The sequence below is a fragment of the Pseudactinotalea sp. Z1732 genome, from assembly GCF_049724975.1.
GTDB lineage: Bacteria > Actinomycetota > Actinomycetes > Actinomycetales > Beutenbergiaceae > CALKWS01.
Map to the genome: position 1 here is coordinate 243,066 of NZ_JBMPQC010000003.1, position 25,509 is coordinate 268,574.

The window sequence follows — 25,509 nt, forward strand, 5'->3', positions numbered from 1 at the left end:
GCGTTCGCGGATCGCTCCCACAGGTAGGCTACCCCGCCCGGGGCGGTCGGTAATCGCAAGCCTGCCCTGCGCCGGAATGCGGTGCAAATCCGCTAATTTCTATGACGGGCGGCTTGCTTAATTCAGGGTGCTTGTCGCCATTTGGACGAGGCGGTCTCAACCGTCACCGGTAAGCGGTTACGCGCGTTCCCACTGTCCACCGAGCCCCGCCGCAGGCCGCGCGCCCGGACCGGCCAGGCCGGCGTCGTCGTCGGCCGGCCCCACCTGCCGCCACCCCCTGTGACAGACATCACCAGCGCCCGGGCCGGGTGCTCGGTGCTATACCGGCTTGGTCGCCCGATGCAGGGCCACGATCCCACCGGACAGGTTGCGGTAGGCCACACTGCGCCACCCTGCCTGGTGCATCAGCACGGCCAGCGCGTCCTGGTCGGGCCAGTCCGCGATCGACTCCGAGAGGTAGTCATACGCCTCGCTGTTGGAGCCCACCACCTGCGCCATCCGGGGGAGCACCTGATCGCGGTAGAACCCGTAGAGGCCCCGCCAGGCCACATTGGGCGGGGTGGAGAACTCGCACACCACCAGCCGCCCGCCGGCTCGGGTCACGCGGGCCATCTCCCGCATGCCGGCCACCGGGTCCACGAGGTTGCGCAGCGCGAACGAGATCGTCACCGCATCGAAACTGGCATCAGCGAAGGGCAACTGGAGGGCGTCGGCCACCACGAACGCCAGATCCGGGCGGCGGGCCTTTCCTACGGCGACCATGCCGGGCGAGAAGTCGCAGGAGACCACGTCGATCCCGGCGTCGGCGTAGTCCTCGCTGGAGGTGCCGGTGCCGGCGGCCAGGTCGAGCACCCGCTGACCCGGTCCGGCGCCGACCGCCCGGAACGTGGAGCGGCGCCACAACCGGTCCATCCCCATCGACAACACGTCGTTGGTCAGGTCGTAGTTGCGTGCGACGCCGTCGAACATTCCTGCAACGTCGCGTGGGTCCTTGGCCAGGGATGCGCGTGACATGGGGACATCCTCGCGCACTCCGGGCCGCGCGGGGAACGCCCGGAGTGCGATCTGCTCCGATGCGCTGAATCATGGCCGGGCACATTAAGGTGACCGGGATGTCCGCCTCCGTTCCGCAGCCCGCTTCCAAGGGTTCCCCATCGCTGTTGGTCCGCACCCGTGAACTCGACACCGGCGGTGAGACGCTGTCGGACGGGGATCTGATCGGGCTGTTGCCCCGCCCCCGCGCCGACGCCGCGCACCTGTGGTTGCGGCGCGGTGCGGGTCTGGTGGGCTGGGGGCAGGTTGCCCGATTCACCTCCAGTGGGCCGGACCGGTTCGCCGACGCGATGGGCGCCTGGCGCGAGTTCACCGAGCACCTGGTGGTTCGTGATGAGGTGGGCCTGCCCGGTAGCGGGCCGGTGGCGTTCGGGGCGTTCACGTTCGCGCCCGCCACCAGCGCCCCGAGCGTGCTGCTGGTTCCGGAGGTGGTGCTGGGTTCGCGGGACGGGCGCACCTGGATCACCACGGTGAGCCCGGTGGACCCGGTGGATGAGAAGCCCTCGCTGCCCCCGCTCGGCCCGGCTCCGACGCTGGCGCAGTTGCGCGAGCAGGTCAGTCCGTTGCGACCGCACCGGGGGGTACAGGTCCTGCCCGGCGCCCTGAATGCCGATGAGTGGGTGGAGCAGGTCGAGCGGGTGATCGCCCGGATCCGCCGCGGCGACGTGGCCAAGGTGGTGATGGCTCGGGAGGAGCACGCCCAAGTCACCGAGGAGTTGGACGTACGCCCGGTGCTGACACAGCTGGCGCACGCCTATCCCACCACCTGGACCTTCGCCGTCGACGGTCTGATTGGGGCGACACCGGAGTTGCTGGTCCGCCGTGAACGCGGCCTGGTCTCGTCCCGGGTACTGGCCGGCACGATCCCGCGCACCGGGGATGATGAGGCGGATCTGACCCATGCGGCGTCCCTGGCCCGCTCCTCCAAAGACCTGGAGGAGCACGAGTTCGCGGTGCAGTCGCTGATGGACTCCCTGCGCCCGGTGGCTGCCTCCACCAATGCCCAGGACGCGCCGTTCGTCCTACACCTTCCGAACGTGATGCACCTGGCCACCGACGTCACTGCGGTCCTGGCCACCGAGCACGCCGACCTGAGTTCCCTCGATCTCGCCGCGCGCCTGCACCCCACAGCCGCGGTGTGCGGCACCCCGACGCCCGAAGCCGCCGAGATGATCGCCGAGCACGAGCAGATGGACCGGGGTCGCTATGCCGGTCCGGTCGGATGGATCGGCGCCGACGGCGACGGCGAGTGGGGGATCGCGCTGCGGTGTGCGCAGGTGGAGCCGTCCGGGCGGGAGTTGCGGTTGTTTGCCGGCTGCGGCATCGTCGCGGCGTCCGACCCGGTGGCGGAACTGGGCGAGGCGGAGGCGAAGCTGGCCCCGATGCGCGCAGCGCTGCGGATCTGACCCGCGCGGTTCGCCCTGCCCGCACTGATCCGTCCCGTCCGCCCCCTCACCCCCAGCCCCACGCGCCCTAACCATCCAATTGGACAATTCCGGCGGGGCTGCGACCTCTGACCTCGCTGAAGCGCACCAATTGGATGGTTTCGGCGGTGTTCAGGCGACGGCAGCCAGCCCGAAAGGCACCTGCCAGTGCGCCTGGAGCGCGAAGGGCGCGCCGCCGCACGCTTTCCACGCCTCGTGGACCCGATGGATCGTCTCCTGTTGCTGCCGGAACACATCCCGCGAAATCAGGGTCAGGATCGTCCAACCCTGACTCTGAAACCATTCCCGCCGGCGGATGTCGGACTCCCACTGGTCGAGATCGGTGCGGTGGTGCTGCCCGTCGTACTCCACGGCCAGTCGGAGGTCCGGCCAGCACAGGTCGGGACGGTAGGTGCCTGCACTGTGCCTGAGTGCCAGATTGATCATCGGCTCCGGAAAGCCGGCCCAGATCAGGAGCAACCGCACTCTGGTCTCCATCGGGGACTCCACCCCGGAACGCACCAGGGCTGCCGCACGGCGGGCCCGCCCCAGGCCCGGACCGGTTGCCGGCACCAAGACTGACGGCGCAACACGTTCGATCCTGACCATGGCATCGCCTGCGATCACCAGGTCGACGAGTTGCAGTTTCTGGGCGAGTTCGGTGAACAGTTGGGCACCCCAGGAACATGGGACACCGTCGACGACGCGTCCGCGCGCTTCCGTCCGGAGGTGGCTGTGCAAGCCCGGGCGACGGCGCCGATGCGACTCCTTGAGGACAGTCACATGGACATCGGCGTCGATCGGCACCGGGATCCGCTGCAACGCGGCTGCCGTGGTGTGCGAGGCGACCGCTCCGGATGGGTGCAACAGGAGCGCGGCGCGAGCGCGAGTCTGCAGGTCCACGTTGGCCTCTGCGCCGACATACACACCCCGGAACAGCCTCCGGTAGTGGCGCGGGTTCTTCAGACTCGCAGGCGTGACCCCTGCCGCCAGGGCCTGGCGGACCGTGAACGGACGTGTCCGGTCGAGGCTGGCCATGACACGACCCTGGCAGATCGCGGACGCGCGACCCCGGACTTATCCACAGCCGCGACCGCTCCGCTCACCAGGTGCCAGGTCGGCACCAGCCACCTGCCCCTGCCCACCTACCACGCTCGACCAATTCGCCCGAAGGGTTCAATTGGTTGGTTCGGGCGGGGCCCAACCGGCCAATCGCGCCCGAATCATCCAATTGGATGGTTCCGGCGCGGCGGGGCCGGCGCGGGAGCGGCGGGAGTGGGAGCGGCGGGGCCGGCGCGGGAGTGGGAGCGGCGGGGCCGGCGCGGGAGTGGGAGCGGCGGGGCCGGGAGCGGGAGCGGGAGCGGGAGCGGCGGGGCGGGCGGGGGTGAGCCGCGGGCGTCAGTCCGCGGTGGCGTCCAGGTCCACGTCGTCGTACACCGTGCCGGAGGGGATGGTGCGTGGTTCGGCATCACCGCGCAGGTGCACCCGCCCGCGCACGGTCACGTCCGGTTCGAACGTCCAGTCCCCGGTCACGGTCAGGGCCTCGGCACCGACCAGGGAGGGCGCATCAGGAATGCGCGCATCGAAGTCGGCGATCTTCTTGTAGTACTCCTCGTCGAGATTCACCAGTGGGGTCTCGGCACGGTCGGTGAGGACGAAGTCCTCGCCCAACTCGTAGGTGTCGGAGCGGAGCACGAGCAGATCGTTGGTGGTCTTGACCGGACGGAACCGGCTGCGCTCGACCTCGATGGCCCGGGCGCCCTCGAACACCTGCACCGCCGCACCCATCGCCGTTTCGATCTGGTACACCCGCGCCGAGGTCTTGTCCGTGGGGTCAACTGTCTTGAGGTTGCGGATCAGCGGGAGACCGAGCACCCCCTGGCGCTCGGTCAGCGTGCGCTGCAGCACCCGCAGGTCGAACCAGAGGTTGTTGGTGTGGAAGTAGGCGTGCTTGCCGATGTCCATCGCCTCGGCCATGTCCTCCTCACGCGTCTGCGCCGTCTCGCGCAGCACCAACCGGTCGTCACTGCGCCGGCGCACCAGGTAACCACCCTTGACGTCGGCCGGCGTGCGCCGGCACACCTCGGCGGCGTACGGGGCCCCGGAAGCGGCGAACCAGCCCGCGATGCGGGCATCAGGCGCCGAGCCGAGGTTGTCGGAGTTGGAGATCGCCGCGTACCGGAACCCGGCAGCGAGCAGGCGTTCGAGTGTTCCGGAGACCTCCAGGGCGGTGTACAGGTCTCCGTGCCCGGGCGGGCACCACTCCAGGGCAGGATCGGCCGGCCAGCTCACCGGGGACAGGTCCTCCACCAGCAGTTTCGGCTCCTGGTTCTGCAGGAAGTCCAGGCCCAGATCCCCTACCTCCAGGTCCGGGTAGGCCGCGAGCGCCGCGAGGGTGTCGGCCCGGGTGCGGAAGGAGTTCATGAACAACAGCGGCAGCAGCACATCGTAGCGCTTCCGGGCGTGGCGAACCTGTCCCACGATCACGTCCAGAAAGCTCATCTTCGGACGCACCGGCAGCAGCGACTTGGCCCGGTCCATGCCCATCGAGGTGCCGAGCCCGCCGTTCAACTTGATCATCGCCGTGTGCGCGAGCGCGTCGCGGGCCGGTTCGGCGGCGACCTCGACCGAATCGATCCGGGGCACGTCGGTCAGGGGTGTGATGTCGGCCTCGGCGATCATGCCGGTCGAACCGGAGGCCAGTTCGCGGTAGTAGTGCGTGAAGACATCGATTGCGCGATCGTGCACGCCGGCGTCGCGCATCTTCTGCTGGGCATCCTCGAGACTCATGGATCCAACGGTACTGGTCGAGGACGAAGCGGCATTCCGCCACCACCGGCCCGGTGACCTCACCCGTCGCCGGCACCCACCACGTGGTCCCGGATCCGGGCCTGCAGGTCCAGGGCCCGCTCGCGTGCCGCGGCACCGTCGAGCCTGACCTCCACCACCGAGCGCCCACGCACCGGCTCGGCCAGCACCGCCACCAGCTCCCCGGCATCCTCCACGCTGCGATACGCGGCGCCGAACCCGCGGGCGAGGGCCTCGATATCCAGTCCCTGCGGGGTGCCGAACACCCTGGGATAGATCTCGGCGAGCTCGGGACGACCGTGCTCGAGGGTGGCGAAGATCGACCCGCCGTCGTCGTTGAGCACGATCACCTGCGCGTTCACCTCCCGTTCCAGCCGGCCCCGGGCCAAGCCGCCCACATCGTGCTGGAAGCTCAGGTCACCGATCAGCGCCCGCACCGGTTCACCGGTGGCAACCGCCACGCCCGTCGCGGTGGAGATCGTGCCGTCGATCCCGCTCAGCCCCCGGTTGGCGAGCACCGGAACGCGGGTGAATCCAGCCCCCACGCCGGCGGCCAGATCAGCATCGCGCACCGACATCGAGGACCCCAGCACCACGGTGCCGGCCGTGTTGCGCGGACCGAGCAGAGCCCTCGCCACCTGCGGGCCGCCGAGGCGCTCGGCAGCCAGGCTCTCCAGCACCTGGTGCGCCTGGTCGGAGGCGCGGAGCCACCGGTCCAACCAGGCGACCTCGCTCGCCCCCGGCTCATCCAGCACCGTCACGGCCCGGGTGACCAGTGCGGCCGAGCCGGCCACATCCACCCAGTCCGGCCCGGGTGCGGCCACCACGATCTCCACCTCCCGGCGCGCCAGCAGGGCGCTGACCTGCCGGCTCAGCGTGGGCCGGCCCAGCACCACCACCCGCTGGACCTCATCGCCCAGGATCTCAGCGAGCACAGCGGGTGCGGCCACGGCCTGCGCCGCGGACCGGGCCCCGGAGGTGGGTTCGGCCAGCACCGGCCAACCCCCGGCCCGCGCCAGTTCCACCGCCGCCGCGCCCGCGCCGTCCCCGGCCACGATCACGGTGCGGGGCCCACGGGGCAGCAGGGTCGGCATCACCTCGGTGCCGTCACCGGTGGAGACCACCTGATCCACCGGCCGGTCTTCCGGCTCCCACACCGCGGCCGGAACGAGTGGGTCGCGGAACGCCACGTTCAGGTGGACCGGCCCGGGATGGGCGCTTCGTGAGCCGCGCGCGGCGGTGACCGCACGCAGCACCGCGACGTTCACGCCCACGACCGCCGAGGTCGCGGTGTCCGCCGCCGGGACCTCCCCCTGCCAGCGCACCGCCGTGGCGAAGATGCCCACCTGGTTCGTGGTCTGGTTCGCTCCCACGCCGCGCAACTCATGCGGCCGGTCGGCGCTGAGGACCACCAGCGGCAACCCCGCGTGGGAGGCCTCCAATACCGCCGGGTGCAGGTTCGCCACCGCCGTGCCGGACGTGGTCACCACCGCGACGGGACGGTGCCGGGCGATCCCCACGGCCACGAAGGCGGCACTGCGCTCATCGACGCAGACGGTCATGTTCAACCAGCCGGCCGCCTCGGCACTGTGCAGGGCATACGCCAGCGGGGCGCTGCGCGAACCGGGCGCCAGGACCACCTCATCCACCCCGGCCGCGACCAGGGCGCGTACGATCTCCCGGGCGGTCAGCGCCGCTGGATGGTCGGGTAGGTTCACTCCGGTGCCCATTCGTCCATGGCCGCCATTCTCCCCTGCCACCGGCGCCTTGTCGGCTCATCGGCGCCGCAACGTGCCAGGCGGTCCGGATCCGGAGCCACCCGGCCCACGGGCAGCACCCCGTCAGTGGGGACCAACGGCCGGGCCGCCACATCCTCGGTGAACAGGTTCACCGTGCCCAGACCGCAGGCGTAGGGCAGGTCCGGTAGGGCGGCCGCGAGCGCCAGCCCGGCCGCGATTCCGACCGAGGTCTCCAACGCCGAGGAGACCACCACCGGCAGGCCCACGTCCTCCGCGATGCGCAGCGCCGCGGTCACGCCGCCGAGGGGCTGCACCTTGAGCACCACCACATCGGCGGCGCCGGCCCGGGCCACCTGCATCGGGTCCGCGGCCCGGCGGATCGACTCATCGGCCGCCACCGGGACGTTGCTGCGTCGGCGCACCGTGGCCAGGTCGGGCACGGTGGCACAGGGCTGCTCAACGTACTCCAGCCCCCCGGCGGCCCGATCCAGCAGTCGTAGCCGGTCCAGCGCGGTGGGCACGTCCCAGGCGCCGTTGGCGTCGATGCGGATCCGCCCGGTGGGGCCCAGGGCGTCGCGGACCGCCTCCAGCCGGGCCTGCTCGGCTTCCACCCCCTGGCCGGGCTCGGCCACCTTCACCTTCGCGGTGCGGCACCCCCCGCCCTCGCGCACGATCTGAGCGGCGCGTTCGGGGCCGACCGCAGGCACGGTCACGTTGATCGGGATCCGGTGCCGCCGTGGCTCCGGCCACGGGTCGTCGGCACTGGCGCGGGCGGCGCGCCACCACGTACGGGCCTCGTCGTCGTCGTAGTCCCAGAACGGGGAGAACTCCGCCCACCCCGCCTCGCCGCGCAGCAGCACGCCGTCTCGAACAGTAAGACCGCGGAAACGGGTTCGCAGGCCCACGGAGTAGGTGAAGGGCGACGGCGTAGGCACCTGGCCAGGATAGGCCCGCCGCGCGTACCCGCTCCCCCGAGCCCGCTCGCCGGGCAGGCATCGGCAGGGCCCGATCAGACGTACGCCGGTGCTGACGGTCCGGGGGGCGCGCGCCGCCGCAGGATGACGCGGGGCGCCGTAGGGTGGACGGCGTGATCGATCAGCCCCGTGCCAGTGCCGAACTGCCCCGCCAGGTCTCCCAGACCTTCGACCCCGCCCGCTGGCGCGAGGTGCCGGGGATGGATTTCACCGACATCACCTACCACCGGGGCGTGGACCGCAGCGGCGAGCACACCGCGGACCTGCCCGTGGTGCGCATCGCGTTCGACCGGCCGGAAGTGCGCAACGCCTTCCGCCCGCACACCGTCGATGAGCTCTACCGCGCCCTGGACCACGCCCGGATGAGCCCGGACGTGGCCGCCGTGCTCCTGACCGGGAACGGACCCAGCCCCAAGGACGGCGGCTGGGCGTTCTGCTCCGGCGGGGACCAGCGCATCCGAGGCCGGGACGGCTACCGCTACGCCGACGGCGCGGGCGCGGAGACCGTGGATCCGGCCCGGGCCGGCCGTCTGCACATCCTGGAGGTGCAGCGACTGATGCGCACCATGCCCAAGGTGATCATCGCCGTCGTCCCGGGGTGGGCCGCCGGCGGCGGGCACAGCCTGCACGTGGTGGCGGACCTGACCATCGCCTCGGCCGAGCACGCCAAGTTCATGCAGACCGATGCCAACGTCGGCTCCTTCGACGGCGGGTACGGTTCGGCGCTGCTGGCCCGCCAGGTCGGGGACAAACGGGCACGGGAGATCTTCTTCCTGGCCCGGGAGTACTCCGCCGCGCAGGCCGAGTCCTGGGGAGCGATCAACGAGGCGGTCCCGCACGCCGAACTGGAGGACCGGGCACTGGAGTACGCCCGGATCATCGCCACCAAGTCCCCGCAGGCGATCCGGATGCTCAAGTTCGCCTTCAACCTCGCCGACGACGGCCTGGCCGGGCAACAGGTGTTCGCCGGGGAAGCGACGCGCTTGGCGTACATGACCGATGAGGCCGTCGAGGGACGCGATGCGTTCCTGCTGCGCCGCGAGCCGGATTGGTCCGCCTTCCCGTACTACTACTGAGTCCGCAACGACGGACTCATCCGCCGAAGAAGCCTGCCACCCCGGTGATCAGCGCGGTCAGTCCCATCCCGATCGCACTCACCACCACGACCACGATCAGCATGGCCACCGCGGCCGGCACCAGGTCGTGCCGCAGCGAGTCGCGGCCGGCCCGACCCAGGGTTGCCCGGCCGGCCGGGATGGCGATTCCATGCGCGGTGCTCTGCTGTGGTGGAGTAGGAGTGGTCATACCCCGATCGTGCGCCGCGGCAGCCTCCCGCCGCGTCCCCCGACGGGATCGAGCCGGGGTGCCGGGTTCCACCTACGGGGGTGCGCCGGGTCAGACCCTGGTCGCAGTCCGGCGGGGCCGAAGCCGCAGCGGCACCGTCAGTTCAGGGAGACCGAGGAGCCCGAGACGGGCAGCAGTTCCACCCAGGTGTTACCCGCGGCGAGCAGCACCTCATCGCCATCCTCGGTGCGCAGTTGGACATGGGCGTCGTCGGCGTCCTTGCTCCAGGTGCCGCTGACGGTGTGCCCGCCGGTGGCGATGATCGCCTCGCCCGAACCGGTCACGACCGTCTCGGGCACCGGGGAGCCGGAGGGGTCGGTATAGGAGGTGTTGTGCACCTCCACCCGTAGCACCAGCACGTTCACCGCGGACACCCTGCCCTCGTCGGTGGTCATCGCATCGGCCCCGGCCTCACTGCGAAGCCAGGCATCGGCATCGGTGGCCCAGGTCCAACTCGGTGAGGTGTTCGGGAAACTCAACTGCAGCGACCCGGTGGGCTCGCCCTCGGCCACGGCGGTGGCGAACTCGGGTTCGGGGGCATAGGAGAACGCTGCCTCCACGTCCTCGTCCCCCGAGCCCTGGGCGATGAAGTCGGCGGTGTTGCCGTAGACGTTGTGGGGGGCACGCCGGTCCGCGGACCTGTAGAAGCCGGCCGCACCGGCATCGTTGGTGAGGATCTGCAGCGGGGAGGCGTGCGCGGCGTCGAGGAACGCGCGCTGGGCACCGGAGAAGATCAGCTGCCCCCCGAACGGGGTGGCCAGCGGGATGTCCATCGGGCGCAGGGAGCGGATCGGGCCGATGGTCTCCGGCACCGTGGAGTGGTACACCGCCAGTAACCGGGTCTCCCCGCCCTCGATCATCTCCTCCCACACGATGTCGGCGCTCTGCAGGCCCGTCTGCGGCCGGGCGGCCACCGAGTTCTCCACCTTCACCGACATCACGTCCCGGGCGGCGACCTCACCGGCGACCCCGGTCAGTGGCCAGGCCTCCTCGATCTGCGGGTCGGGGGCGTGTGTCTTGTCCACCGACTGCTCGGGGGTTTCGGTGACGACCTCGGGCTCGAGCGGCTCCGGCTCGGACCCGGCACACCCGGCCAGGCCGATCGCTGCGGCGACGAGCACGACGACGGCCCTGCGGGACGCCCGGAACCTCAACCTCACCCGGCCCACTCTAGGCGAACTACCCTTATCGTCATGACGAACCCGGGCACCGCGATGAGCCTGCTGGCCCGACTGCGCACCGCCCTGGCCGGCGGAGAGCCGGTGCGGTTGGACCTGACCGGCGCCGCGCGCCCGGCGCCGGCTCCACCGGGCACCGCGGTGGTGGTGCGCACCTCGGGCAGCACCACCGGGACCGGACGGGCGGTGGCCCTGGCGGCGGCGGCGCTTCGTCATTCGGCCACGGCCACCCACGAGCGACTGGGCGGCCCGGGGCAGTGGCTGCTGGCGGTACCGGGTGCACACATCGCCGGCCTGCAGGTGCTGGTCCGCTCGATCCTGGCCGGGCACGATCCGGTGGTGCTGGCGCCGGGACACTTCGACCCCCATGCGCTGGCGCGGGCGATCGACTCGATGCGCGATGACGTGCCGCGCTACCTGTCCCTGGTGCCCACCCAGTTGCACCGCGCGATGACGGCCGGGCCGCAGGTCAGAGCCGCGCTGGCCACCTGCAGTGCGATCCTGGTGGGCGGGGCCGCGCTACCGCCGGCCCTGCTCCGCGAGTCCACTGGCGCCGGGATCCGTGTGGTGCGCACCTACGGCATGACCGAGACCAGCGGTGGGTGCGTCTATGACGGGGCGCCGTTGAACGGCGTGCAGGTGCGGATCGAGGAGGGGCGGGTGCTGATCGCCGGGCCCGTCCTGGCCACCGGGTACCTGGGCGAGGAACCGGGACAGGACGATCAGTTCGTGCTCGCCGGAGGGGTGCGCTGGCTGCGCACCCCGGACGCCGGCACCCTCACCGAGGGCCGGTTGCGGGTCCTGGGCCGTCTGGATGAGGTGATCGTCACCGGCGGGGTGAATGTCCACCCCGGGCCCATCGAGCGGGTGCTGAGCACCTGGGCCCACGGCACCGAGGTGGCCGTCGTCGGGGTGGATGACCCGCAGTGGGGGCAGCTGGTGACCGCGGTGCTGCACGGCCCCGGCCCGCAGGCACCTGATCTGGCCGGGATCCGCTCGGTGGTGGCCGCCGAACTCGGGTCCGGGCCGCAGGTGCCGCGAGCGGCCGTGGCGCTGGATGAGGTGCCCCTGCGCGGACCGGGCAAGGTGGACCGACGAGCGCTGGCCCGGCGGGCTGCCGCGGCCCTGGCCCGCGGCGCGGGGCGGCGCCACCCCGACTGAGACGGCCGGGTGCACCGGAGGGGCAGGGGTATCCTCGATCGGTCCCGCTGCGCAGGGGCGCCGAACCGGCCGCACCCGATCCCGCCGATCGGATCGCTCGGAACGCACACTCCTGCGCCAGCCAGCCTCGCGGCGACGCGTCGCGCCGCGTCAGTCGGAACGGAGAACCATGGCCACACTCACAGCGTGGGTGCACGGCGCCAGGGTGCGCACCCTGCCGGCAGCGATCGCCCCGGTGCTGATCGGGACCGGGGCCGCCGCCTGGGCCGGCGCGGCCTCGGTGCCCCGCGCGCTGCTCGCCACCGGTGTGGCCCTGGCCCTGCAGGTCGGGGTGAACTTCTCCAACGACTACTCCGACGGCGTCCGCGGCACCGACGACCAGCGGGTGGGACCGATGCGGCTGACCGCCACCGGGGCGGTGCGGCCGGTCACGGTCAGACGGGCCGCATTCGCCTCCTTCGCGGTGGCCGCGGTCCTGGGCCTGGTGCTGAGCGCGCTGGCCGGAGCCTGGTGGTTGATCGGGGTGGGAGCCGTGGCCGTGCTCGCGGCCTGGTTCTACACCGGCGGGTCCTCCCCCTACGGTTACGCCGGGCTGGGCGAGGTGGCCGTGCTGGTGTTCTTCGGCCTGGTGGCCACGCTCGGCACCACCTACACCCAGGCCGGCACCATCAACGCCCCTGCCGTGCTGGGTGCGTTCGCGGTGGGCCTGCTCAGTTGCGCGATCCTGATGGTGAACAACATCCGCGATATCGATACCGACGCCCCGGCCGGCAAACGCACCCTGGCGGTGCGCCTGGGTCAGGTGCGGGCACGGCGTGCCTACGCCGCGATGATGGCACTGGGTGTGCTCGCAGGCGTGGCGGTGGCCCTCTGGGAGCCGTGGGCGCTGCTGGTGACCGTACTGGCAGGGCCGGCGGTGGTGCTGTCCCGCCGGGTGCTACGCGGAGCGCAGACAGGTGCGTTGATCCTCACGCTGCGCGACAGCGGCTTCGTGGTGCTGGGTCTGGGTCTGCTCCTCGGCGGGGTGCTCACGCTGGCCTGAGGTGGTCTCGGTCACATCTGTGCGCTCATCACATCCGAGCCCGCTCCCCCGCGTCCGAGCCCGGTCACACGCGGGGAGAGGCCGGACCGTCGGTGTCGTCCCCGGTAGGGGCACCGCCGTGCTCGTCGGCGCCTCGATCGGTGTGCTCAGCAACCTGCGGGGCGGCATCCGCCTCCGCCTCCTCGCCCTCGACCACGGAGGCGTAGTCCTGCCCCCGGGGGTCGAACTGGGCGTCCTCGTCGTCACCGTCGCGGGCCAACGACTTCTCCAGATTGGTGGGGCGCCCACCGGTGCGCCGTTCCAGATCGTCGGCCGCTGCCTGCCGCGGCCCGGCCAGCAGCACATAGGAGAGCCCGGCACCGATGAGCACCGCGAGGACCACCAACAGCCAGCTCCGCACACCCAGCACATAGAGCAGCGCCCCGGCACCCACCACCAGGGCGACGCGGAGCAACGTGTAAGTGAGCAGCGGCATGATTCCCAGCGTAGGCTCTTTGAATGCGTTACGTACTCCTCGGTCTGATCACTATCGGGATGATGACGTACGCCGTCATCGACTCTGTGCGTACCCAGGACAGCCGGATCCGGCTCGGGCTGCCGCACTGGTTCTGGGTGGCCATCATCATCCTGTTGCCCTTTGCCGGTGCCCTGACCTGGCTGATCGTGTCCGCGGTGATGCGACGGAAGTACGACGACGGTCCCTCCTCGGGCCCGCAACGGCGCCCCCGGGGTCCGCTCGCGCCCGACGATGACCCGGACTTCTTGTTCCGCCTGGAACGCGACCGGCGCCGGGCGCAGCAGCAACGCGACGCTGCGCCTCCTCGGCCCGCGGACACCGGGGCCCCCGACCCGGAGCCGACCGATGAGCCCGGAGCGGCCGACGGCGATCGCGGCGCGGGTGGTGGCACGCCCGGGGCTGACCGGCCGGTGTCTTCCGGGGCCGGCGGCGACGACGAACCGTTGTATGTTCCCGAGGAGTTCCAGGTGCCGGACCTGCTCGGCGAGGATCACCCGGCCGGCGGCGACCACGACCGCAGCGGATCCGGTGATGGTCAGGACGACGACCCCGGCCCGGCGGATGAGGACGAGACCCCCGAGCGGGACGGGCGCTCCGGGAGCAGGGCCGAGAAGCGCCATCCCGAGGAGGACGAGAACGGGCGCCGCTGAGGCGCCTCACCCGGCTCGGCGCAGCTCCGGTTCAACCCGCACGGGTGCCTACGACTCGGGCGTACTCCGAGCCCGATGGGGTGCGCTCGAGAATCTCGAGGTCCACCAGGTAGCGCCGGAGCGTCGCGGTGTCGTCGCTGAACGCGCTGAGCCGGTCATTGAGGACGGCTTCGGGTACGACTTCTCCCTCTTCGACGGCGCGCCGCGCGAGGAGTTCCAGCAGTTCCCGGCGCTCCTGGGCGTCCGAGGGATACCGATCGATCTTTCCCGCCCCGGTGAGGAAGCGCTCCACGCCCTTGGGGCGCTCCGGCCCGGGCGCTGCGGCCAGCAACCGCCCGAAGACGTCGCTCTGCTCGATGTAGCCGCCGTCGACTGCCCGAATGAGGCCCGCCCGGCGCAGCACCTCGAGCGCGTGGCTCCTGCGTGAGGGGCTCAGTTCGCGACCGGCTGCTGCGGGATCGTCACCCAGGACGATGTGAGCGAACATCCGGCGGCTGTGCGGATTGGCCAACGCCGCCACCACTGGCCGCCAGTCGAGGTGGTCATGCCTGTCATCCACCAGAGCAGGCTAGTCGTCGTCCCTGACCGGGGGCACGAGATTTTCATGACACATCCGGCGCCCTGGACGCACCCGGCGCGCGGAGCGACGGGCTCGGCGATGCACGAACCCGGATGCTGGATGCCTTCGGCGCGCCGGTCCTTGGGCGGTGCCCCTTAGATGCCGGAGTAGGAGTGCAGGGAGTTGATGAAGATGTTCACGCCGTAGTAGTTGAACATCAGCGCCGCGAACCCGGCCAGGGAGAAGTAGGCGAACGTCTTCTTGTCCCAGCCGGTGGTCAGGCGCACGTGGCAGTAGGCGGCGTAGATCAGCCAGACCACCAGCGTGACCACTTCCTTGGGGTCCCAGTTCCAGGCACGGCCCCAGGCGTACTCGGCCCAGATCGACCCGGTGATCAGCACGAAGGTCCATCCCACCAACGCCACCGCGTTGAGCCGGTAGGACAGCCGCTCCAGGGACTGGGCGGACGGGAAGGCATCGAGCAACCGGGAGAAGAACGTGTCCCGCGCCGGGGGCAGCGCCGGCTCTTGGACGTCCAGGTCCACCGCCACGGCGCCATCCTGGGATCGCGCCTCGACCTCGGTCCGTTTCGCTGCCGGCGCCGCCACCAGTGTGTCACCGGCTGCCTCATCCGCGACGCCCGCACCCCCGGAACCAGGCTCGGGACCGGGGCCGTCCGGCTCCGCCGTCCGGTCCGCGGCCGCCGTGCGCTGCACCTCGTCGCGACCGCGTACCAACTGCAGCACCGACAACGCCGCGGCGACGCAGAACAGCCCGGTCGCCAGGGTGGCGACCGAGACGTGGACCACGAGCCAGTAGGACTGCAGTGCCGGCTGCACGCCCTCGGCCCCCACGTACAGCAACAGGATCGCCACGAACAGGCCGGTCACGTTGACCAGGCTGATCAGCACCCCGAGGTAACGGATGTCGGTGAACCGGTTGATGACCAGGAACACCGCCATGGTGAACATGGTGGACATCAGCGTGAACTCGTACATGTTCGCCCACGGGACCCGCTCGGCGGCGATCCCGCGCAGCAGCACGGCCAGCACATGGAAGGCCAGGCCCATCCAACTGGTGCTCATCGCGATACCGGCCGCGCGCCGGGAACGGTTCGAATCGGCATCCCTGCCGAAGCCGGACAGGTCGATGGCGAAGGACACCATGGCCACGACGTAACTGACGATTGTGCCGTAGACCAGCAGCGTGCTGAGGGTCTCCAGTTCGTACATCATTTCTCCTTCGAGCCCGGGTCGGGCAGCACACCCAGGATGCGATCCAGCTCGGAGCGCAACCCGGGATCGTCGTGACGGGCCAGCGCCGCAGCGTGCACCACACTAGTCCCGTCGGAGCCGGGAACCACACGCACCCAGACCCGCCGCCGGGGCAGGAACAAGGAGGCGATCAGGCCGCCGAAGGCCAACGTGGCGAACAGGCCCTGCCAGATCGGTGCGGGATCGTATCGCAGATCCAGTGCCACGAACCGCGGCAACTCGTTGAAGGTCAGCGTGCCGTGCCCGTCGGGCAGGTCCACGCTCTCTCCGGGACGCAGTTCCAACTGCACCGGGCGCTCCTGGCCGTCCTCCCCGGTGGTGGTGGCCTGGTCCAGGCCGGTGGTGTCGAGCACGAACTGGCTGCGGGGGAAGCCCTCGTCCAGGCCCAGGTCACCGACGTACATCTGCAGGATCATCACCGGGTCCAGCGGCTGGGGGTACGCCGAGCCCAGGTAGGTCCCGTCCTCCCCCTCAAGTGCGGTGGGCAGCAGGGAGCCGTTGAAGGCCAACTGCGGCTGTCCCTCATTGGCATCCGGCACCATCACCACGCCGGTGGAGGTGTATCCGGGGTCATTGTCGGCCGGCAGGAACGGCACCGGGCCGTCGTGCGCGATCTCGCCGGCTGCGTCGGTGATGGTCAGATCCGGCGCGAAGCCGTTGCCCATCAGGTACACCCGGGATCCCGATACCCCGAGGGGATGGTTCACCCTGATCGTCTCGTCGGCGGTGGTCCCATCGGTCTGCATCAAGGTCACGTGGGCGGTGAAGTCACGGGGCTGGGCGTCGGCGGTGAAGTCCGGTACGAACTCATCCAGCCGGATCCGGTAGGGGTCCACCGAGTCCGCATCGAAAAGCGCTCCGGACTCGAACGAGTCGTAGTCCAGGGCGGAGTTGACGAACGTGGTGCCCTCGATGACCATGGCCTGCCCGCGGTAATGCACCAGTTCGCCCCAGGCGGTGACCACCAACAGCCCCACCAGGGCCAGGTGGAAGACGATGTTGCCGGTCTCCTTGCCGTAGCCGCGCTCGGCGGAGATGGTGTGCACGGCCTCCCCGGCACTGCCCGCCCCCCGCCCCTCCTCGGTGGCCGCGGTGGTGCGGTACCGCCACCCGAACGAGGTGTGCAGGCGTTGGGCCACCTTGGCGGCGGGGGCTCGTACCGGACGCTCGGAGCGCACCGGGAACCGGGTGAACCGGGAGGGGACCCGGGTGGGCTGGGCACGCAGGCCCCGTACGTGGGTGATCGTGCGCGGCACTATGCACCCGATCAGGGAGGTGAACAGCAGCAGGTAGACGGCGGAGAACCACGGGGAGGAGAACACGTCGAACATGTACGCCCGGTCCAGCCAGGGCGCCATGGCGGGGTTGTCCTCGTAGTACTGGGCCACCAGGTGCGGGTTCACCCGCCGCTGGGGGAAGAACGCCCCCGGCATCGCGACCACGGACAGCAGCAGGAGCAGCAGCAGTGCCACCCGCATGCTCGTCAGCTGGCGCCACATCCAGCGCGCCCAACCGCGCACGCCCAGCCCCTTGGCCGGGCCCGAGGACGGCGCAACGCCCCTGTTGCCCGCCGCGCCCACTGCCGCAGCGGACTGTTTCCGGCCCGCTGCACCTCCGGGACCGGCAGCAGTGCCGGCGTCGTCCTCCTGCGCACCGCGCAACCCCTCGGGGGTGTACCGAGCCATCAGATGATGGTCTCGAAGTCGGCGATGTAGCCCTGCATCCACTGGGTGAGGGCACCCCACAGGCCGGTGACCAGGGCCAGACCGATCAGCACGAGCATCACCCCGCCGATCCGCATGATGACCACCCGGTGGCGGCGCAGGAAGCCCATCATGCGCTCGGAGGACTTCAGCCCCATGGCCACCATGATGAACGGCACCCCCAGCCCCAGGCAGTAGGCGATCACCAACGCCAGCGCCCGGCCCGGGGCAGCGGCCTCGTGCGCCAGGGCGAGGACAGCAGCCAGGGTCGGGCCGATGCACGGCGTCCAGCCCAAGCCGAACACCACACCCAACACCGGCGCGCCGAACACCCCGGCCTTCGGGTTGACCTGCAGGCGGCGCTGGCGCTGCAGGAACGGGATCCGCCCGATGAAGGCCAGACCGAGCACCACGACCAGCACGCCGAGCAGCCGGGTGATCAGGTCCTGCCATCGCACCAGGAACAACCCGGCGGTACTGAGCGCCATGGTCAGCAGCACGAACACCGCAGTGAAGCCCAGGATGAACAATCCCACGCCCGCGACCAGTCGTAGCCGCGATCCGCGTGCGGCACCCTTGCCGCCGGCGTCGGCCCCGCTCATGGCGGAGATATAGCCGAGGTAGCCGGGCACCAGGGGCAGCACACACGGCGAGGCGAACGAGATGAACCCCGCCAGGAGTGCGATCGGCAACGCCGCCAGCATCGGACCGCCGTAGATGGCCTGGGCGAAACTCTCGCCCACCTGCTCCAGCCAGCCCATCACTCGGCGAGGGTCTCGTCGATCAAGGTGGACAGCATGCTGCGCTCGGCCAGTCCCAGGATCCGCGCGGCGACTCGTCCCTCGGTGTCCAGCACCACGGTCGTGGGCATCGCGCGCAACGGCACCACCCCTTGGAACGCCGCCACCCCGGCGGACTCACGATCGTGCAACGAGGGGTAGGGGATGCCGAAGCGGCGTTCGAAGGCCTGTGCCGTGCCCGGAGCGTCGGTGTGGTTGACCCCCAGGAACTGCACGCCATCGGGCCCATACTGCTCCGACAGTGCCGCCAGGTCCGGGGCCTCCTTACGGCACGGCGGACAGTTGGCGTACCAGAAGTTGACCACCACCACCTGGCCGTGCAGGTCGGCCAGATCGATGTCCTCCTCCCCGTAGGAGACCCCGGCCAGTTCGACCGCCTCGCCCCGCTCACTCGGCGCCCACGTCTCCACGCTGCCGTCCCCGGAGACATATCCGGACCCCGGCACGTCCGCGGTGGCGCCGGCGCCGCCGTCGGACCCTGCGCAGCCGGCCAGCAGCGCCAACGCGGCAAGGGCCGCCACGGCGGCCTGGACGGTCCTCCTCATGCGCCCACGCTCGCTCTCACGCACCGACGCTCGCCGAGGTGGGGTCGAGCAGGTCGGCAGCCGGCTCGGTATACGTCAGGTCCACCAGGGTGGCGCCGTCGAAGGTGAGGCTGGTCAGGGAGGCCAGCGCGCACTCGCGCTTTCGCGGATCGTGGTACTTGGGCCGGCCCTCCAGCTCCAGGCGGGTCAGCCAGATGGGAAGCTGGTGCGCGGTGATGACCGCCTGATGGCCGGCGGCTGCGCTGCGGGCCTGGCGGATCGCGGCGAACATCCGGCGGACCTGGGAGGTGTAGGGCTCGCCCCAGGAAGGCCGGAACGGGTTGAGCAGGAACGGCCAGTGCACCGGCTTGAGCAGTTCGCGAGGGTTGGAGTTCAGCGCCAGCCCCTCGAAGTGGTTGCGCGCCTCGATCACGCGCGCATCGGTGTGGATGCCCAGGTCGTAGGCCCGGGCCAGCGGCGTCGCGGTCTGCTGGGCCCGCAACAGCGGTGAGGCCACCACGTGGGTGACGTCGGCGCCCCGGTCGATGAAGGTCTGTGCGATCCGCTCGGCCATCGCCTCTCCGCGCTCGGACAGGTGGTAGCCGGGGGCACGGCCGTAGAGGACCCCGGCCGGATTGTAGACCTCACCATGACGCAGGAGATGGACGACGGTTCGACGCATGGCACCAGTCTCGCAAACTTCCACGGCCTTCTGCGCCAGCGGTGCCGGCTCAGCCCCGGGCGACCCCTTCGGCCGGTCCCGCCAGGGCGGGCTGGGGCTGCGTCGTCGTCGACTCCTCGATCACCGCGGCGATCCGGGTGAAGGCAGCGCCGAGTGCGTCCAGCTGGTCGTCGTCGAGCACATCGACCAGACGCCGCCGGACCGAAGCGACGTGGGTGGGTGCTGCTGCGGCCAGCCGCTCGAACCCGGCGTCGGTCAGCACGCACTGCACCCCCCGCCCGTCGCCGTCGGCCTTGCACCGGCTGACCAGGCCCTTGGCCTCCATCCGGCCCACGGTGTGGGTCAGTCGCGAGCGGGAGTGGACAAGCTGATCGGCCAGCGTGGACATCCGCAGCCGGCGTTCCGGGACCTCCGACAGGCGCACCATCACCTCGTACTCATGCAGGCTCAGCCCCTCGGCCGCCACCAGGTCACGGTCGAGGCGATCGGTGACCAATGCCATACCGCGTTGGATCGCGCGCCACTGCTGCTGCTGATGCGGGGTCAGCCAGCGGGTTCCGGTCTCGTTCATGGGCACCATCTTGACACAGGGATAGTTCCATGTTCAACTACATGCTTGAACGTTGAACTACCTACCACTCAAGGAGTCACTGCATGTCCACCCTCACCCCCGGTACCTACGAGATCGATGCCGCCCACTCCAACCTGGGCTTCTCGGTCCGCCACGCCGGCATCGCCAAGGTGCGCGGCTCGATGGCCGTCTTCTCCGGCTCACTGACCGTCGGCGATCCGATCACCGAGTCCTCGGCGAGCGTGCAGATCGACGCAGCCAGCGTGGACACCGGCAACGAGCAGCGAGACCAGCACCTGACCAGCCCTGACTTCTGGAACGCCGAGCAGAACCCGACCTGGAACTTCACCTCCACCTCGGTCAGCGGCACCGCCGACGACCTGGAGGTCTCCGGCGACCTGACCATCAATGGCGTCACGAAGCCGGTCACCCTGAACGCCGCACTCGACGGCGTGGGCACCGGCCCGGAGCAGGAGACCCGTGCCGCGTTCTCCGGGACCACCTCGATCTCCCGCAAGGACTTCGAGCTGACCTGGAACGTGGCCCTCGAGGGCGGCGGCGTCCTGGTGGGCGATAAGGTCGCCATCGAGTTGGAGGTCGTGGGCATCCTGCAGGGCTGACACCGGCACTGCCGGCAGCATCGCTGCCCAGACCGAAGGCGAGCGCCCGGGCCGCGGCCCGGGCGCTCGCTCGCTCCCCCGCCTGCCCGCCCGTCATGGGCCCGGCGGGCTGCCGCTACTGCTGCCGGCGCCGGCGCAGCAGATCGCGAAGCCCACGCCGCCCGGGCGTGCCCGCTCCCTGCACGGCCGCCCGCAGCCGCTCCGGGTCGATCTGCCAGTAGTCCACCTGAACCCCGTCGACCAGCACCACCGGCACGAGTTCGCCGTACCGGCGCTGCCGTGCATGGTCCTCGTCGACATCCACCTCGACCCAGTCCACGGCCGCCGGCTCACAGACCGAGCGCACCACCCGGCGCGCCTGCTCACACAGGTGGCACTGCTCCCGCACCACCAGTTCGACCCGCACCATCGACTCATCCACGCATCCACGATACCGGCCCGCGCCGGTATCCTTCCGGCCGCCGCGGCACCGGTCCACGCGGCCGGCGTGCACCCGGACCGGCCGCGTTGGTGCGCCCCGCCGCGTCCGGAAATCTCCGCGGCTCCGGGCCGTGAGTGTTCGTGGGAACGCGGCGGGCATGGTTAGGGTGGGCCCGTGACATCCGGGTCCGCAGCGTTCTTCGACGTCGACAACACGATCGTCCGGGGCGCGTCCTCCTACCACCTGGCCAGAGAACTGCATCGCCGGGGCATGTTCCGGCGCCGTGACATCGTCTTCTTCGCCGCGCACGCCTTCTACTACTTCCTGTTCGGGGAGAACAAGAAGCACATCGCCAGGGTCCAGGCCCGCGCGCTGGCCACCATCGAGGGGCACTCGGTGGCCGAGATGCTCGCGGTGGCCGAAGAACTCTACGAACAGGTCCTGACCCACCGCATCTTCCCGGGCGCCCGGGACCTGCTCAACGATCACCTGGCGCAGGGCGACCAGGTCTGGATCGTCACCGCCGCACCCCGAGAGGTGGGCGAACTGGTGGCCAGGCGGCTGAACCTGACCGGGGTGCTGGGAACGGTGGCCGAGGAGCAGGACGGGGTCTACACCGGGCGGCTGGTCGGAGACATGATGCACGGGCAGCACAAGGCCGCCGCAGTACGCGAGATCGCCGAACGGGAGGGGCTGGACCTGGCCGAGTGCGCCGCCTACGGCGACTCCAGCCACGACATCCCGATGCTGCGCACCGTGGGTGAGCCGTGCGCGATCAATCCCGACCCACGGCTGCGACTGTTCGCCGCCGATATCGGCTGGCCGGTACGGGACTTCCGCCGGCGGCGCCGCAACGTGCGAAGTGGGCTACGCACCGCGGGCCAGGCCGGTGCCGTCTGGGCCGTGGCCACCGGTCTGCGCGCCCTGAGCAAGGCACTGCTGCGCCGGCTCGTGGGCCACCGCCAGGGCTGAGGGACCGCACCGGGGCGGGCCCCCAATCGGTGGCTACTTCTTGTTGCGGCGCTGGTGGCGCGTCTTGCGGAGCAGTTTGCGGTGCTTCTTCTTCGACATCCGCTTGCGACGCTTCTTGATTACCGAGCCCACGGGACCTCACACAGTTGGAACAGACAGAAACAGGATCAAAGCGCACCACCCCTGCGTCAGCCGCAGCGGCGGTGGGTACTGCGGAGGTAGTCTACGCGCTCGATCAGCGACCGGACGCCGATGCCGATCCGGGCCAGTCCAGGCCCTCGGACAGCATCTCCTCGACCGCGGCCTGGGGTACCCGGTAGGACTTGCCCACCCGGACCGCCGGCAACTCACCGGAGTGCACCATCCGGTACACGGTCATCCGGGAGACCCGAGCCATGTCGGCGACCTCGGCCACCGTCAGGAACTTCGGTGCCTGGGCATCTGCCATCGGCTGTTCCTTCCGGTTCGGACCCGCCATGGGGTCGGGTATCGAGGCATCCGTCATCGTTGTCGCGGTGCCGGACAGTTCAGCATCCTATGGGAGAACGGCCTGGGAAGGAAGTGGACGGTGTGACGATCGAGATCCCGGTTGCTCCGATCCCGTGCCACCTGCGGCTCGGTCCGGTGTTCACCAGGCGGTCAGCGGGTCCAGCCCCAGTGCCGGGAACGCGCTGCGGCGGGTGGCCATGATGGCCCGGTCCACCGAGTCGGCAGGGTCGTATCCATCCACCCAGGAGCGGATGCCGGTGTCCATGCCCTCCCCCATCGTCTCCGGTGCGGGGCCCAGCCCCAGGTCGGCGACCAGGTCCCGCCAGGCCTGCGGCGTGGGTGTATCGGCGCGAATGTCCACCCCGGCTGCCGCAGCCACCAACCGGGCCCACACCCGCGGCACCGTGGCGGCCACGTCGTATCCGCCACCGCCGGTGGCCACCCACCGGTCCTGGGCGTGCTCAGCAGCCACCTGCGCGATCATCTGCGCGGCCGCAACCTGGGCGTCGACCGAGACGTCCATCTGCGTCAGCGGGTCGTGCCGGTGGGCATCGGCCCCGTGCTGACTGACGATCACCTGCGGCCCGAACTCCTTGGCCACGGGTACCAGTACCGCCTCCACGGCCCGCAACCACGGCTTGTCATCGACCCCTGGTGGCAATGCCACGTTCACGGCATGCCCTTGCGCGTTCGGCCCACCGATGTCCTGGGCGAAGCCGGTGCCGGGAAAGATCGTCTCCCCGTTCTGGTGCACCGAGACGGTCACCACGCGCGGTTCATCCCAGAACGCCGCCTCCACCCCGTCGCCGTGATGGGCATCGACGTCGACGTACAGCACCCGCTCGGCGCCATGGTCCAGGAGCCAGCGGATCGCGATCGCCACATCGTTGTAGATGCAGAAGCCTCCGGCCCGTCCGGCCATGGCGTGGTGCAACCCGCCGGCGATGTTCACCGCGTGCGGCACCTGCCCGGTCCACACCGCGCGCGCTGCCGCCACCGAGGCCCCGGCGATCAGGGCCGAGGAATCATGCATCGCCTCGAACAGGGGGTTGTCCATGGTGCCCAGGCCGCGCTGCTCATCCGGTGTTCCCCGCCCGCCCCGGCGCACCGCCTGGATGTACCCGGGCTCGTGCACGGTGCCCAGCATCGCGTCGTCGGCCGCAGTCGCCTCGATCAGGTGCACCTGCGGGCTCTGCAGCAGGCCCAGGTGCTCCAGCAGCGCGAATGCCAGCCGGGTGCGAACCGGCGCCATCGGATGGCCCGGGCCGAAGTTGTAGGTCAGCAGCTCCGGACTCCAGGGCAGTTGCACCCGGGCGGTCATCAGCCCTGCCCCAGTTCCCCGGCCCGCTCCCACGCACGCTGCGCGGCGGCCACCACCGCGGCCCGCACCGCGCGGTCGTCGAGTTCGGCCAGCGCAGCCATGGTGGTGCCACCCGGCGAGGAGACGCGCTCGCGGAGCACCACCGGATGGTCCGCCGACTCCGCGGCCATCGCACCGGCACCGGCCACCGTGCGCCGGGCCAGTTCCAGCGCCAGGTCCCTGCCGAGCCCGCCCAGCACCGCAGCCTCGGCCAGGGCATCGATCAGGTAGAACACGTAGGCCGGACCGGAGCCGCTGATCGCGGTGACCACATCCTGGTGGTTCTCGGCCACGCTGGTCACGAAGCCGGTGCCGGCCATCAGGTCGCGCACCAGACCAAGGTGCTCCTCGGTGGCGTGCGGGCCCGGGCTGAGCACGCTGACACCCTGCCCGATCAGGGCCGGGGTATTGGGCATCACGCGCACCGTGACGGTGCCCTCGGGAAGGTGTTCGGCCATCCTTGCGGTACTCACTCCGGCGGCGATGCTGACCACCACCGTGCTGTCGGTGAGCACCGGGCCGAGCTCGGCGAGCACGCCGGACACGTCGTGTGGTTTGACGGCCACGATCACGACCTCTGCGCCGTCCCCGGCGGCTCCGACCGTTTCGGCCCACATCACCTTGTGCTCCTGCGCCACCTTCCGGCCGGCCTCGGTTCGCACGTCGTGCACGCGCACCTGGTCGGCCCCGGTGTGCTCGACCACCGAACGCAGCACCGCCTGCCCCATCACCCCGGTGCCGATCAAGGCCACCTTGCAACTCATGGTTCCTCCGTCTTCATGCTGTCCCACCGCCCGGATCGCCGGAGGTGATCAGAAGGGATAGTTGTCGTAGAACCGGGCCAGCCGTCCCGCGTCACCCGTGGCCACGAACACCACCGTGCCGTTCCTCCACACTGCCATTCCCGGCCCCAGCGGTTCCGGCGTGGCGAGCGGTTCGGAGTCGTCCTCGGCCGGCGTGGACGGCTCGGCGGGCTGCTGCTCCCCGGCGAGCACCCCGATCTCGTAGCGGCCCACCGACTCCCCCTGCACCGCCACGTCCCCGCTGCGCCGGCCCTCGCCGTCGGACAGTCCCTCCGGTCCGGAGGCCACGTCCTCAGCGTGGGCGGCGGCCTCATCGGCGCTCTCCCACTGCAGCACGTGCACCTCGATGTCCGAGCCGGGCGCACTGTAGGTGAGGAACCAGCCCTCCAGAGCCTCGTGCTCGGCAAAGGCATCCTGATCGGCCGCCAGTTCGGTGAGGACGTGGTCCAGCACCGTGGTGGGCAACGCCTGCACCAGCTGGCTGTCCTCGCTGACCTCCATCGGGTCCCCGGCCGGGGTCGGCGTCGGCAGGGTGGTGGTGACCGGGTCCGGAACCTCCGGCTCGGCCTGACTCTGGCGCTGGTTCTGGATCAGCAGCACGGTCACGATCGCCGCCACCACGACCAGGGCCACGATCACGACGATCAACAGCACCCGGCCCCGGCCCGGCTTCTGCACCCGGCGGCCGGCCGTGGTGCCGCCAGTCCCCGCTCCGGCGGTGCCGGAGTGCGCAGCCGTCCGGCCGCTGGTCCCGGCACCGGAGTGCGCAGCCTCACCTGCGCCGCCTGCGGGTTCGGGAGAATCAACGTGTCGGCCGGACATGACAGCCAGAGTACGCACC

28 protein-coding genes are annotated in these 25,509 nt (G+C 70.8%); 7 read left to right on the top strand and 21 right to left on the bottom strand.

What is annotated here, in order from left to right; genetic code table 11:
* Positions 1–318: 318 nt before the first annotated feature.
* The gene (locus tag ACPL7H_RS08400) at positions 319–1,014 is read right to left on the bottom strand and encodes a demethylmenaquinone methyltransferase (protein WP_424796505.1); all 696 of its coding nucleotides are present in this window, start codon (positions 1,012–1,014) and stop codon (positions 319–321) included.
* Between the two features lie 98 nt (positions 1,015–1,112).
* Between ACPL7H_RS08400 and ACPL7H_RS08405 the strand changes: the two genes are divergently transcribed.
* Positions 1,113–2,459 (top strand): isochorismate synthase, encoded by a 1,347-nt coding sequence (locus ACPL7H_RS08405; RefSeq protein ID WP_424796506.1) that lies wholly within the window; start codon positions 1,113–1,115, stop codon positions 2,457–2,459.
* A 150-nt stretch (positions 2,460–2,609) separates the two neighbouring features.
* Here the strand turns inward: ACPL7H_RS08405 and ACPL7H_RS08410 are convergent, their stop codons facing one another.
* The 4 genes from ACPL7H_RS08410 to ACPL7H_RS08425 all read right to left on the bottom strand — a co-directional run bounded on the left by ACPL7H_RS08410 (position 2,610) and on the right by ACPL7H_RS08425 (position 7,959).
* Entirely contained in the window at positions 2,610–3,515 is a 906-nt protein-coding gene (locus tag ACPL7H_RS08410) for an endonuclease domain-containing protein (RefSeq protein WP_424786363.1), read from the bottom strand.
* A gap of 360 nt (positions 3,516–3,875) precedes the next feature.
* Positions 3,876–5,267, bottom strand: a complete 1,392-nt coding sequence (locus ACPL7H_RS08415) for a UTP--glucose-1-phosphate uridylyltransferase (RefSeq protein ID WP_424796507.1) — start codon at positions 5,265–5,267, stop codon at positions 3,876–3,878.
* Between the two features lie 59 nt (positions 5,268–5,326).
* Positions 5,327–7,015 carry a 2-succinyl-5-enolpyruvyl-6-hydroxy-3-cyclohexene-1-carboxylic-acid synthase gene (menD, locus tag ACPL7H_RS08420; RefSeq protein WP_424796508.1) on the bottom strand — a complete coding sequence of 563 codons (1,689 nt, stop codon included), beginning with the start codon at positions 7,013–7,015 and terminating at the stop codon, positions 5,327–5,329.
* Positions 7,000–7,959, bottom strand: coding sequence for an o-succinylbenzoate synthase (locus ACPL7H_RS08425; RefSeq protein ID WP_424796509.1), 960 nt, complete (start codon positions 7,957–7,959; stop codon positions 7,000–7,002). The genes menD and ACPL7H_RS08425 overlap by 16 nt, the downstream gene beginning before the upstream one ends.
* A 152-nt stretch (positions 7,960–8,111) precedes the next feature.
* Between ACPL7H_RS08425 and ACPL7H_RS08430 the strand changes: the two genes are divergently transcribed.
* On the top strand, positions 8,112–9,074 hold the full coding sequence (locus ACPL7H_RS08430) for a 1,4-dihydroxy-2-naphthoyl-CoA synthase (protein ID WP_424796510.1): 963 nt from the start codon (positions 8,112–8,114) through the stop codon (positions 9,072–9,074).
* A gap of 16 nt (positions 9,075–9,090) precedes the next feature.
* Here the strand turns inward: ACPL7H_RS08430 and ACPL7H_RS08435 are convergent, their stop codons facing one another.
* The gene (locus tag ACPL7H_RS08435) at positions 9,091–9,303 is read right to left on the bottom strand and encodes a hypothetical protein (protein WP_424796511.1); all 213 of its coding nucleotides are present in this window, start codon (positions 9,301–9,303) and stop codon (positions 9,091–9,093) included.
* A 137-nt stretch (positions 9,304–9,440) separates the two neighbouring features.
* On the bottom strand, positions 9,441–10,502 hold the full coding sequence (locus ACPL7H_RS08440; RefSeq protein ID WP_424796512.1) for a DUF3048 domain-containing protein: 1,062 nt from the start codon (positions 10,500–10,502) through the stop codon (positions 9,441–9,443).
* 33 nt (positions 10,503–10,535) lie between these two features.
* On the opposite strand from ACPL7H_RS08440, the gene menE reads away from it, so the two are divergent.
* Together menE and ACPL7H_RS08450 are read left to right on the top strand one after the other, a co-directional pair.
* Positions 10,536–11,681 (top strand): o-succinylbenzoate--CoA ligase, encoded by a 1,146-nt coding sequence (gene menE / locus ACPL7H_RS08445; RefSeq protein WP_424796513.1) that lies wholly within the window; start codon positions 10,536–10,538, stop codon positions 11,679–11,681.
* A 169-nt stretch (positions 11,682–11,850) separates the two neighbouring features.
* A complete protein-coding gene (locus ACPL7H_RS08450) occupies positions 11,851–12,723 on the top strand; it encodes a 1,4-dihydroxy-2-naphthoate polyprenyltransferase (protein WP_424796514.1) in 873 nt (290 codons plus the stop codon).
* A gap of 64 nt (positions 12,724–12,787) precedes the next feature.
* Here the strand turns inward: ACPL7H_RS08450 and ACPL7H_RS08455 are convergent, their stop codons facing one another.
* Positions 12,788–13,198: a DUF4229 domain-containing protein gene (locus ACPL7H_RS08455; protein WP_424796515.1), complete on the bottom strand. Its 411-nt coding sequence runs from the start codon at positions 13,196–13,198 to the stop codon at positions 12,788–12,790.
* A gap of 23 nt (positions 13,199–13,221) precedes the next feature.
* Here ACPL7H_RS08455 and ACPL7H_RS08460 point away from each other — a divergent pair, with 23 nt between their 5' ends.
* Positions 13,222–13,890 (top strand): PLD nuclease N-terminal domain-containing protein, encoded by a 669-nt coding sequence (locus ACPL7H_RS08460; RefSeq protein WP_424796516.1) that lies wholly within the window; start codon positions 13,222–13,224, stop codon positions 13,888–13,890.
* 31 nt (positions 13,891–13,921) lie between these two features.
* Here the strand turns inward: ACPL7H_RS08460 and ACPL7H_RS08465 are convergent, their stop codons facing one another.
* The 7 genes from ACPL7H_RS08465 to ACPL7H_RS08495 all read right to left on the bottom strand — a co-directional run bounded on the left by ACPL7H_RS08465 (position 13,922) and on the right by ACPL7H_RS08495 (position 20,003).
* Positions 13,922–14,449: a DUF2087 domain-containing protein gene (locus ACPL7H_RS08465; protein ID WP_424796517.1), complete on the bottom strand. Its 528-nt coding sequence runs from the start codon at positions 14,447–14,449 to the stop codon at positions 13,922–13,924.
* Positions 14,450–14,604: 155 nt separating this feature from the next.
* Positions 14,605–15,681, bottom strand: coding sequence for a c-type cytochrome biogenesis protein CcsB (gene ccsB / locus ACPL7H_RS08470; RefSeq protein ID WP_424796518.1), 1,077 nt, complete (start codon positions 15,679–15,681; stop codon positions 14,605–14,607).
* On the bottom strand, positions 15,681–17,408 hold the full coding sequence (resB, locus tag ACPL7H_RS08475; RefSeq protein ID WP_424796519.1) for a cytochrome c biogenesis protein ResB: 1,728 nt from the start codon (positions 17,406–17,408) through the stop codon (positions 15,681–15,683). Before resB ends, ccsB begins: the two co-directional genes overlap by 1 nt.
* Positions 17,408–18,187 carry a cytochrome c biogenesis CcdA family protein gene (locus tag ACPL7H_RS08480; RefSeq protein ID WP_424796656.1) on the bottom strand — a complete coding sequence of 260 codons (780 nt, stop codon included), beginning with the start codon at positions 18,185–18,187 and terminating at the stop codon, positions 17,408–17,410. Before ACPL7H_RS08480 ends, resB begins: the two co-directional genes overlap by 1 nt.
* The gene (locus ACPL7H_RS08485; RefSeq protein ID WP_424796520.1) at positions 18,187–18,771 is read right to left on the bottom strand and encodes a TlpA family protein disulfide reductase; all 585 of its coding nucleotides are present in this window, start codon (positions 18,769–18,771) and stop codon (positions 18,187–18,189) included. Before ACPL7H_RS08485 ends, ACPL7H_RS08480 begins: the two co-directional genes overlap by 1 nt.
* Positions 18,772–18,787: 16 nt before the next feature.
* Positions 18,788–19,432 carry a histidine phosphatase family protein gene (locus tag ACPL7H_RS08490; protein WP_424796521.1) on the bottom strand — a complete coding sequence of 215 codons (645 nt, stop codon included), beginning with the start codon at positions 19,430–19,432 and terminating at the stop codon, positions 18,788–18,790.
* Positions 19,433–19,481: 49 nt separating this feature from the next.
* Positions 19,482–20,003 carry a MarR family winged helix-turn-helix transcriptional regulator gene (locus tag ACPL7H_RS08495; protein WP_424796522.1) on the bottom strand — a complete coding sequence of 174 codons (522 nt, stop codon included), beginning with the start codon at positions 20,001–20,003 and terminating at the stop codon, positions 19,482–19,484.
* Between the two features lie 83 nt (positions 20,004–20,086).
* Here ACPL7H_RS08495 and ACPL7H_RS08500 point away from each other — a divergent pair, with 83 nt between their 5' ends.
* Positions 20,087–20,623 (top strand): YceI family protein, encoded by a 537-nt coding sequence (locus ACPL7H_RS08500; RefSeq protein ID WP_424786380.1) that lies wholly within the window; start codon positions 20,087–20,089, stop codon positions 20,621–20,623.
* A 115-nt stretch (positions 20,624–20,738) separates the two neighbouring features.
* Here ACPL7H_RS08500 and ACPL7H_RS08505 read toward each other — a convergent pair whose 3' ends face one another.
* The gene (locus ACPL7H_RS08505) at positions 20,739–21,044 is read right to left on the bottom strand and encodes a glutaredoxin family protein (RefSeq protein WP_424796523.1); all 306 of its coding nucleotides are present in this window, start codon (positions 21,042–21,044) and stop codon (positions 20,739–20,741) included.
* Positions 21,045–21,218: 174 nt separating this feature from the next.
* Between ACPL7H_RS08505 and ACPL7H_RS08510 the strand changes: the two genes are divergently transcribed.
* Entirely contained in the window at positions 21,219–22,016 is a 798-nt protein-coding gene (locus ACPL7H_RS08510) for an HAD family hydrolase (protein WP_424796524.1), read from the top strand.
* 33 nt (positions 22,017–22,049) lie between these two features.
* Here ACPL7H_RS08510 and ACPL7H_RS08515 read toward each other — a convergent pair whose 3' ends face one another.
* The 5 genes from ACPL7H_RS08515 to ACPL7H_RS08535 form a co-directional block, all read right to left on the bottom strand.
* Positions 22,050–22,148, bottom strand: a complete 99-nt coding sequence (locus tag ACPL7H_RS08515; protein ID WP_005504750.1) for a 30S ribosomal protein bS22 — start codon at positions 22,146–22,148, stop codon at positions 22,050–22,052.
* A 103-nt stretch (positions 22,149–22,251) separates the two neighbouring features.
* On the bottom strand, positions 22,252–22,464 hold the full coding sequence (locus ACPL7H_RS08520; protein ID WP_424786383.1) for a helix-turn-helix domain-containing protein: 213 nt from the start codon (positions 22,462–22,464) through the stop codon (positions 22,252–22,254).
* A gap of 180 nt (positions 22,465–22,644) precedes the next feature.
* A complete protein-coding gene (locus ACPL7H_RS08525; RefSeq protein WP_424796525.1) occupies positions 22,645–23,826 on the bottom strand; it encodes an acetoin utilization protein AcuC in 1,182 nt (393 codons plus the stop codon).
* Positions 23,826–24,629 carry a pyrroline-5-carboxylate reductase gene (gene proC / locus ACPL7H_RS08530; protein WP_424796526.1) on the bottom strand — a complete coding sequence of 268 codons (804 nt, stop codon included), beginning with the start codon at positions 24,627–24,629 and terminating at the stop codon, positions 23,826–23,828. The genes ACPL7H_RS08525 and proC overlap by 1 nt, the downstream gene beginning before the upstream one ends.
* 48 nt (positions 24,630–24,677) lie before the next feature.
* Positions 24,678–25,490: a hypothetical protein gene (locus ACPL7H_RS08535; protein ID WP_424796527.1), complete on the bottom strand. Its 813-nt coding sequence runs from the start codon at positions 25,488–25,490 to the stop codon at positions 24,678–24,680.
* Between the last annotated feature and the right edge of the window lie 19 nt (positions 25,491–25,509).